This is a genomic window from uncultured Mycobacterium sp. (assembly GCF_964249325.1).
GTDB lineage: Bacteria > Actinomycetota > Actinomycetes > Mycobacteriales > Mycobacteriaceae > Mycobacterium.
Window position 1 is genome coordinate 1 of sequence record NZ_CAXUCH010000055.1, and the last position, 7,973, is coordinate 7,973.

The 7,973-nt window shown below is 65.1% G+C and carries 8 protein-coding genes, 1 tRNA gene and 2 pseudogenes (1 of these 11 running past the window's edge); 6 read left to right on the forward strand and 5 right to left on the reverse strand.

Annotated features, from left to right (window positions below):
• Positions 1-1,169, forward strand: a 1,169-nt coding sequence (locus tag ACFE99_RS09690) for an ATP-dependent DNA ligase (protein WP_375484667.1), incomplete at its 5' end; no start/stop codon positions are given.
• Positions 1,170-1,489: 320 nt separating this feature from the next.
• Positions 1,490-2,464 (forward strand): annotated as a pseudogene (locus ACFE99_RS09695) (phosphatase PAP2 family protein); the annotation flags it as partial.
• A 12-nt stretch (positions 2,465-2,476) separates the two neighbouring features.
• Here ACFE99_RS09695 and ACFE99_RS09700 read toward each other — a convergent pair.
• The gene (locus ACFE99_RS09700) at positions 2,477-2,974 is read right to left on the reverse strand and encodes an NAD(P)-dependent oxidoreductase (RefSeq protein WP_375484669.1); all 498 of its coding nucleotides are present in this window, start codon (positions 2,972-2,974) and stop codon (positions 2,477-2,479) included.
• Here ACFE99_RS09700 and ACFE99_RS09705 point away from each other — a divergent pair.
• Positions 2,957-3,406, forward strand: a complete 450-nt coding sequence (locus ACFE99_RS09705) for an NUDIX domain-containing protein (RefSeq protein ID WP_375484671.1) — start codon at positions 2,957-2,959, stop codon at positions 3,404-3,406. The two genes, ACFE99_RS09700 and ACFE99_RS09705, sit on opposite strands and share 18 nt — an antisense overlap.
• 1 nt (position 3,407) lies before the next feature.
• Here ACFE99_RS09705 and ACFE99_RS09710 read toward each other — a convergent pair whose 3' ends face one another.
• The 4 genes from ACFE99_RS09710 to pgm form a co-directional block, all read right to left on the reverse strand.
• On the reverse strand, positions 3,408-3,839 hold the full coding sequence (locus tag ACFE99_RS09710) for a DUF5313 domain-containing protein (RefSeq protein WP_375484708.1): 432 nt from the start codon (positions 3,837-3,839) through the stop codon (positions 3,408-3,410).
• Positions 3,840-3,933: 94 nt separating this feature from the next.
• Positions 3,934-5,274, reverse strand: coding sequence for a phosphatidylserine decarboxylase family protein (locus ACFE99_RS09715; RefSeq protein ID WP_375484673.1), 1,341 nt, complete (start codon positions 5,272-5,274; stop codon positions 3,934-3,936).
• Positions 5,275-5,326: 52 nt separating this feature from the next.
• A tRNA-Ala gene (locus tag ACFE99_RS09720) sits at positions 5,327-5,399 on the reverse strand.
• Positions 5,400-5,456: 57 nt separating this feature from the next.
• Positions 5,457-7,100: a phosphoglucomutase (alpha-D-glucose-1,6-bisphosphate-dependent) gene (gene pgm, locus ACFE99_RS09725; RefSeq protein ID WP_375484675.1), complete on the reverse strand. Its 1,644-nt coding sequence runs from the start codon at positions 7,098-7,100 to the stop codon at positions 5,457-5,459.
• A 76-nt stretch (positions 7,101-7,176) separates the two neighbouring features.
• Between pgm and crcB (ACFE99_RS09730) the strand changes: the two genes are divergently transcribed.
• The 3 genes and pseudogenes from crcB (ACFE99_RS09730) to ACFE99_RS09740 all read left to right on the forward strand — a co-directional run.
• Complete coding sequence (crcB, locus tag ACFE99_RS09730) at positions 7,177-7,575, forward strand: fluoride efflux transporter CrcB (protein WP_375484677.1); 399 nt, start codon at positions 7,177-7,179, stop codon at positions 7,573-7,575.
• Entirely contained in the window at positions 7,572-7,937 is a 366-nt protein-coding gene (gene crcB, locus ACFE99_RS09735) for a fluoride efflux transporter CrcB (RefSeq protein WP_375484679.1), read from the forward strand. Before crcB (ACFE99_RS09730) ends, crcB (ACFE99_RS09735) begins: the two co-directional genes overlap by 4 nt.
• A pseudogene (locus ACFE99_RS09740) lies at positions 7,934-7,973 on the forward strand (DUF190 domain-containing protein) (it continues 1,037 nt past the right edge of the window). Before crcB (ACFE99_RS09735) ends, ACFE99_RS09740 begins: the two are co-directional and overlap by 4 nt.

Here is a 7,973-nt window from a genome sequence, read left to right on the forward strand (position 1 = left end):
AACTGCGCCAGGGCGCGCTGGCCGGCATCATGGCCGACGCCGTCGCCAGCGCCGCTGGGATCCCGCCGCAGCAGGTGCGTCGCGCGGCGATGCTGGGCGGGAACCTGCCCGCAGTGGCGGCAGCCGGCCTCACCGGCGGGACCGCGGCGCTGGAGGCCTTCACGCTGCGAGTGGGCCGGCCTGTGGGACCGATGTTGGCGCAGACTGCGACCGGCATTGCCGATGCATTCGAAAGGCTGGGCGGCACAGCGGTTTTCGAGGCGAAGCTGGACGGGGCGCGGGTTCAGATTCACCGGGCGGGCAACGAGGTCACCGTCTACACCCGAAGCCTCGACGACGTCACCGCCCGGCTGCCCGAGGTGGTGGAAGCGACACTGGCCTTGCCGGTCAGCGAGCTGATCGCCGACGGCGAGGCGATCGCGCTGCGGGCCGACAACCGGCCACAACCGTTCCAGGTGACGGCGTCCCGGTTCGGGCGCTCGGTCGACGTCGCGGCCGCCCGCGCCGCACAGCCGCTTTCGGTGTTCTTCTTCGACGTGTTGCGCTGCGACGGCGCCGACCTACTTGACGCTCCGACCAGCGAGCGGATCGCCGCGCTCGACGAGGTCGTGCCGGCGCGGCACCGGGTCGATCGCCTGGTCACCTCGGATCGGTCCGCGGCCGCCGATTTCCTGGACACGACGCTGGCCGCCGGTCACGAAGGGGTGATGGCCAAGTCGCCGAGCGCCCCCTACGAAGCGGGCCGCCGCGGCGCGGCCTGGCTGAAGGTCAAACCAGTACATACCCTCGACCTGGTCGTGCTCGCCGTGGAGTGGGGCTCGGGGCGGCGCCGCGGAAAGCTCTCGAACATCCATCTGGGGGCGTGTGATCCGGCCACCGGCGGCTTCGTGATGCTGGGTAAGACGTTCAAGGGCATGACGGACGCCATGCTCGAGTGGCAAACCCAGCGGTTTCTGCAGCTGGCAGTGGGCCCCACGGACAGCTACGTCGTGCAGCTGCGACCCGAACAGGTCGTCGAAGTCGCGTTTGACGGAATCCAGGCCTCGCCCCGCTATCCGGGCGGGCTCGCGCTGCGCTTTGCGCGGGTGCTGCGCTACCGCGACGACAAAGCGCCGGCTGAAGCCGACACGATCGACACCGTCCGCGCCCTACACCAACGGCACACCTGACCCGGGTAGCCGCGGACTCTTGGTGATTTGCGCGGCAAGCTGCCAGGCACGCTCAGGTAACACACAGGCAAACTGCGCCTGAACCCGATCCGGCATGTCGGGTGAGGGCCTGCCGGTGGCGCAAGGCAAGATGGACGCGCGTGTGTTCCATCGTGGGTGGGAAGTCTGCTTTGGTGCCATTAACGACCGACCGCAAAACCGAGGTGTTCAGGCGCGAATCACAGTCCGTAGTCGCCAGGCTCCTTCGACGTATCAGCGGTCGACACGCTGGATCGACCGAAACACACCTTGATGACACCGCCACGCCCCAAGACCGTCGACTGACCATCGCGCGTCGTCTGGCGGTCACGACCTGGGCGCTTGTTGTCGTGTACCGCAGCTGTACGGCCGGGCTGGCGTTCAACCGGGAGTGGCTGCTGGTCTACATCGCCACCGGGCTGATCGCCGCGAGCATCGGGCGTCGCCGCAAGGTCCTGCTGGTGGTCCGGGACTGGCTTCCGTTCGCCGTCGTGCTGCTGCTGTACGACTTGAGCCGGGGCGCGGCGACATTGGTCGGGGCACCCACGCTCTGGCAGCTGCAGCCGGCGATCGACCGATGGTTGTTCTTCGGGGTCATGCCCACCGTCTGGTTGCAGGAGCACCTCAAGATGCCGAAGCCACCGTGGTGGGAAGTGATCATCAGCACGGTCTACATGTCGTTTTTCGTCGTGCCGTATGTGGTCGCCGGGTTGTTGTGGCTGCGCGACCGAGACGAATGGAAAGCGTATACGTGGCGTTTTCTCACGCTGTCGTTTGCTGCGCTGGTCGTCTATATCGTTTTGCCGGCAGCGCCGCCCTGGGCTGCGGCCCGCTGCACCGCCAACGACGTCGCCGATGGGCCCTCCTACCCGGCGTGCATGTTCCGACACCCGGCCGGTGTTCCCGACGGCGGCCTGCTGGGTGCCATGCAGTTGAGCCAGCCCGGTGCGAACAACTTCGTGGAGCGAATCTCCACCCGCGGGTGGGGCACACTGCACATGCAATCGGCGGGGGTCTTGATCGACTCGGGACAGGCCAGTGTGAACCTGGTAGCCGCTATTCCGTCGTTGCATGCCGGGCTTTCGGCCATGGTGGCGATGTTCCTGTGGCGCAGGGTCCGCCGGCGATGGCGTGCGCTGCTGGTGGCTTACGTGGTGACCATGGCGTTTGCCCTGGTGTACTCGGCCGAGCACTATTTCATCGACATTCTGCTGGGCTGGGCGCTCGCCGCGAGCGTGATGCTGGTGATCGGCAGGCTGGACGCCCGCCGGTCGCGGACAGATGAAGCCTCAGTTGCCTGGCCCGCTGAATTCGACGAGCCAGCGGGCGATCTTGGCGGCGGCCTGACCGTAGAAAGTTCGATAGATCCGATCGGCGACGTAGCCGATGTGCGGGGTGGCGATCACGTTGTCCAGCGAGCGCAACGGGTGCCCGGGCGGCAGTGGTTCGATCTCGAACACGTCGAGTCCCGCGGCGGCGATCGCACGCGACCGCAATGCCTCGATCACGGCCTGCTCGTCCGCGATTGGCCCCCGCGAGGTGTTGACTAGCAACGGTGTCGGCTTCATCAGGCCGAGTTCGGCCGCGCCTACCAGGCCGCGGGAGCGCTGGCTTACCACCAGATGGATGGTGAGCACCTCGGCCCGGCTGAAAAGCGCGTCCTTGGAGACATACGTCGAGCCTCTCGACGACGGCATCCGGGTCGGCCAGGCGCAGCCGCCGAGAGCTGCTTCGGCACCGTCGCGCTGGCTTGCAATAAAATCTGAGCAGTGAAGCCGCAAAAGCATTCTGTCGCCTTGGTGATAAAGAACGACAAAGCCGAAGTTCTTCTTGTCAAACGTCCTGAAGACGAGGGCGGCCCACTTGCCGGCGTATGGGGATTTCCCGCAATAACGTTGCAACAAAACGAGACTGAAGTGCAAGCTGCTCGTCGCATCGGACACAGCAAGTTAGGTGTCGAGGTGAACGTCGGCGACAAAATAGGTGAAGGAACGGACGAGCGTGAAACCTCGCTACTTCATTTGAGTGATTACGCAGCAACGATCTGCGAAGGGCAGACGCCAAGCGTCCCGCAGAGCGATACCACAGTCACCCAGTATGTAGACATGAAATTCAGCTCAGACGCAAGCGAGCTGTTGCCAGCAGCGCAGCGAGGATCGGTATGTTCTCAGGTCTATTTGAGCTCAATCGGCGTCGATTGGTCTGATCGCAGCCGGTGATCTAGAAGAACGGATTGCTGTTGGCTTGCCATTCCGCCTCGGGCGGGCGCGGGCCGTAGCGGCGAATGTAGTCCTCGTGCATCTTCGCGTCTTTGCGGCGCCTGATCGCATCAACCAGATTCGGGTCCAGACCATGCTGCGCCAGCCGGTGGCGCCGCCACACCTTGTTCAGCGCAAGCGAAACCAACAATGCCCAGAAATAGATGGGCGCCGTCATCTCCAGGTGCACATACAGCGCGTTTTCGGCGGGCAGGAGCCAGAACGGGGCGAGGACCAAAAGCGGCGGGATCGCCGCCCGCAACATGAACCGGCGGACCGCTCCCTTACCGGCTAAATCGTGGGCGACCCACTCACGCATCGAGTCCGGAAGGCGTCGCTGCGTGTAGGAGTATGCGATGTACTGCAGGGCGTTGGGTCGGGCGCTCGACGTGATGGCTCCTGTGGGTGGTTTTGAAATTATGATTATGGCCGACAGCGCCACTTGCGCGCATCGATGCCCTGCTCTGGGCCCGGCGACGACGGGCGCGCTACGTCGTCGTGTTGGCGATGGCGAGCTTCGAGCGGACATGCACCAGCGGCGCATTTGGGTTGTGCGGCTGAGGAAGGGCCGCGACGGCGAACTCGGCAATGGCACCGGGGCGAAAGACGAGACAGTAAGTAGAACCGCCGTACTGGAAGTAACCGAGTTCGTCGCCTTTCGCCAAGTGGTTACCGGGCGTGACGTGCTCGTCGATGACGCAAGACGAAACGTCCGACATACCGATCCCGACGAAAGCCATGAGCCCGATGACCGGATCGTCAGCTTCGATGAGGATGATCGCGCGCGCCGCGACATGCGCCAGATAAGCTTGCGAAATCGGCGGATTGACCGCTTCTTTTCCTTCGGAATCGGCTTCTGAGAAGTACGTTCCCGGCAGGTTGAACGCTCGCACAACTGTCCCGCCGACCGGACTGTGCCAACGGTGATAGTCGGTGGCGCTCAGAAACGCTTGATACACGGTGCCGCCGATGAAATGCTCAACGGCGTCGTCGTTGCCCAGCATGTCCTGCAGCGAATACGGCTGGCTTTTGATCCAGAAGCGATCCTGTTGCTTGGCGCCCATGGCGATGCGGTAGGGCGTGGACTCACAGGCGCTGACGACCACCTTGTCGTCCTCCGGCGACGCGACCGGACGCTGGCCTTCCTTGAAGCGTCGGGTGAAGAAGTCGTTCCACGAAGCAAAGCCCCAGTGCTCCTCGTCCGGGTCGTACTCGAACTGCTCGATGCCGATTGCCCTTTGTGCCGCGGCGCACTTCCAGCCGGACGGCGAGTCGTTGAGCACATACAGCGAGTCGGTGCTATCGAGAAACGCGCACCAAGCGGTCAGCATCTTCTTGAGCATCTCGTTGACCCGCGGATCGCGGTAGGCCGCAAACCCCGCGGGGGTGCCCATCGTCCAGTCGAGAATCGCGCCGAGCGGTGTCATCACCATGTTGTCGCCGAATTCCGGCGCCATCGTCAACACCTCGTTGATCAGGCGCAGCATCTGCTCGACGCTCTGCAAGTGACGCTCGCGGTACGACCGGGCATGCGGCACTTCGGCAATCATCCGGTCGATGTACATGCGCACCACGGGGTCTGAGTCGATCAACTGCTGAAACTCGGTGATCACGGGATGCAGCTTCACGTCTGCGCCACGCGCCTCTACCCGCTGGCGGTGCCCGGTCAGCCAGGACTCCAAGTCATCCTGTTCGGCGGGCAGCCAGCCAGCGTTGCGCCGCACATCAAAACCCTCGGAAAGCGTCGTCACAAGGACTAAACCTAAGCTCACGACCCAGTCGCCGACCGCCGGATCGCTCGAATGCATGCGGGCGGCGCCGACTTGCACAGGTGCACGCCCGACGGCCGCGATGTCATGGGTTACTGATGCCCCGTCGAAGTGGAGCTAAGGGGACTCGAACCCCTGACCCCCACACTGCCAGTGTGGTGCGCTACCAGCTGCGCCATAGCCCCGTGCAGTCGTGCCCATCGAAGCTACACCACAGCCAACAAAGCGTTCAAAGTCGCTGGTCACGCCGCTTCACCGATGACTTGATCGACTACCTCCTGCGCCGCCTGCTGGACCTGGGCCAGATGCTCAGGACCGCGGAAGGACTCGGCGTAGATCTTGTAGATGTCCTCGGTGCCCGATGGCCGCGCGGCAAACCAGGCGTTGGCCGTCGTCACCTTCAGTCCGCCCAGCGGTGCGCCGTTGCCCGGCGCGGCGATCAGCTTCGCGGTGATCGGCTCGCCGGCCAGCTCGGTGGCCTTGACCTGATCGGCCGAGAGCTTGGCGAGGCGAGCCTTCTGCTCACGGTCGGCGGGCGCGTTAATGCGGGCATAGGTCGGCTCTCCGTATTTGCGGGCCAACTCTTGGTACCGCTGTGACGGCGTCGCCTCGGTGACGGCCAAAATCTCGGCGGCCAGCAACGCCAAGATGATGCCGTCCTTGTCGGTGGTCCACACCGACCCGTCACGACGCAGAAAGGACGCCCCCGCCGATTCCTCGCCGCCGAAACCGATGCCGCCGCTGATGAGAGGTTCGACGAACCATTTGAACCCGACCGGCACCTCGAGCAGCTTGCGGCCCATGCCGGCGACTACCCGGTCGATGATCGACGAGCTGACCGCGGTCTTGCCGACGGCGAGTGTGGTTGGCCACGAGGGCCGATGGGTGTAGAGGTAGCCGATGGCCACGGCCAGATAGTGATTCGGGTTCACCAGTCCGGCGTCGGGCGTGACGATGCCGTGCCGGTCGGCGTCGGCGTCGTTGCCGGTGGCCACCTGGTAGGAGTCCCGGTTGGCGATCAGCGATGCCATCGCGTCGGGCGAGCTGCAGTCCATTCGGATCTTGCCGTCGGTATCCAGCGTCATGAACCGAAACGTCGCATCCACCAAGGGATTGACCACGGTCAAATCCAGGTTGTGCCGCTCGGCGATCACCCCCCAGTAGTCCACGCTGGCCCCGCCCAGCGGGTCGGCGCCGATCTGCACGCCGGCGTCGCGGATCGCACGGATATCGACCACGTTGGGCAGGTCGTCGACGTAGGCATCGAGGTAATCGTGGCGCCATACGGTGCGCAGTGCACGGACCAACGGTATCCGCTTCACCTCCGACAGGCCGCCCCGCAGAATCTCGTTGGCGCGCTGGGCGATCGCGTTTGTCGCATCGCTGTCGGCTGGGCCGCCGTTGGGCGGGTTGTATTTGAATCCGCCGTCGGCCGGCGGATTGTGCGACGGTGTCACGACGATCCCGTCGGCGAGGCCATCAGCGCGGTCGCGGTTGTAGTTGAGGATCGCGTGGCTGATCGCCGGAGTCGGCGTGTACCGGTCGGCTGAGTCGACCATGGGGACCACGTCGTTGGCCGCGAGCACCTCGAGCGCCGTCACCCACGCCGGCTCGGAAAGGGCATGCGTGTCCCGGCCGATGAACAGCGGCCCGGTCGTACCCTGCGCGGCGCGGTACTCGACGATGGCCTGCGTGATGGCCAGGATGTGGGCCTCGTTGAACGCGCCGTCCAGCGCTGAGCCCCGGTGTCCCGACGTCCCGAAAACCACCTGCTGAGCGACGTCCTCTGGGTCCGGTTCTTTTACGTAGTACGACGTCAGCAGGTGCGGCAGATCAACGAGGTCTTCGGGCTGGGCCGGCTGACCGGCGCGCGGATGAGCCACCATGGCTTCAATTCTGCCTACCGTCGCGCGATAAGGTCCGGGAGCGTCAGCACCTTCGGCCAAGGAAAGGAATCGCCTAGTGCCAGGCCATGATTACCGCGAGCTTGCGGCGATCTTCGCGGGCGGGGCGCTGGGCGCGCTGGCCCGCGCCGCGCTGACCACCCTCGCGGCCCCCGACCCGACGCGGTGGCCCTGGCCCACCTTCACGGTCAACATCCTCGGTGCCTTCCTGGTGGGCTACTTCACCACCCGGTTGCTCGAACGGTTGCCGTTGTCGAGTTATCGCCGTCCGCTGCTGGGCACCGGACTGTGCGGTGGGCTGACCACGTTTTCGACCATGCAGGTCGAGATCCTCGCGATGATCGAGCACGGCAAGTACGGGCTGGCTGTCGGCTACGGCGTGGCCAGCATCGGGCTGGGCCTGCTCGCGGTGTATCTGGCCACCGCGCTGGTGCGCCGGGTTCCGGTGCGCGGATGACGGCCGCGATCTGGATCGGCGTGCTGGTGATCGGCGGCGTCGGCTCGGTGTTGCGTTTCCTGGTAGACCGGGCGGTGGCTCGCCGGGTGGCGCGGTCGTTTCCGTTCGGGACGCTGACGGTGAATATCAGCGGCGCAGCATTGTTGGGGCTGGTCGGAGGCCTGACATTGAGCCGCCAAGCGGCCCTGTTGGCTGACACCGCGTTCATCGGCTCCTACACCACGTTCTCGACGTGGATGCTGGAAACCCAGCGCCTGGGTGAAGAACGTCAGCTGTGGTCTGCCCTGGCGAACATTGCAGTGAGCTTCGCGCTGGGGCTGGCTGCGGCGCTGCTCGGGCAGTGGATTGGGAGCCGGCTGTGACCGAGCCCTGCCTGAAACTGACCACCTACTTCGGCG

Bases quoted from the DNA above. Each gene is read 5' to 3' on its own strand.
- ACFE99_RS09700 (WP_375484669.1), bottom strand. From the start codon at position 2,974: ATGCTTTTGCGGCTTCACTGCTCAGATTTTATTGCAAGCCAGCGCGAC.
- pgm (WP_375484675.1), bottom strand. From the start codon at position 7,100: ATGGTGGCTCATCCGCGCGCCGGTCAGCCGGCCCAGCCCGAAGACCTC.
- crcB (WP_375484679.1), top strand. From the start codon at position 7,572: ATGACGGCCGCGATCTGGATCGGCGTGCTGGTGATCGGCGGCGTCGGC.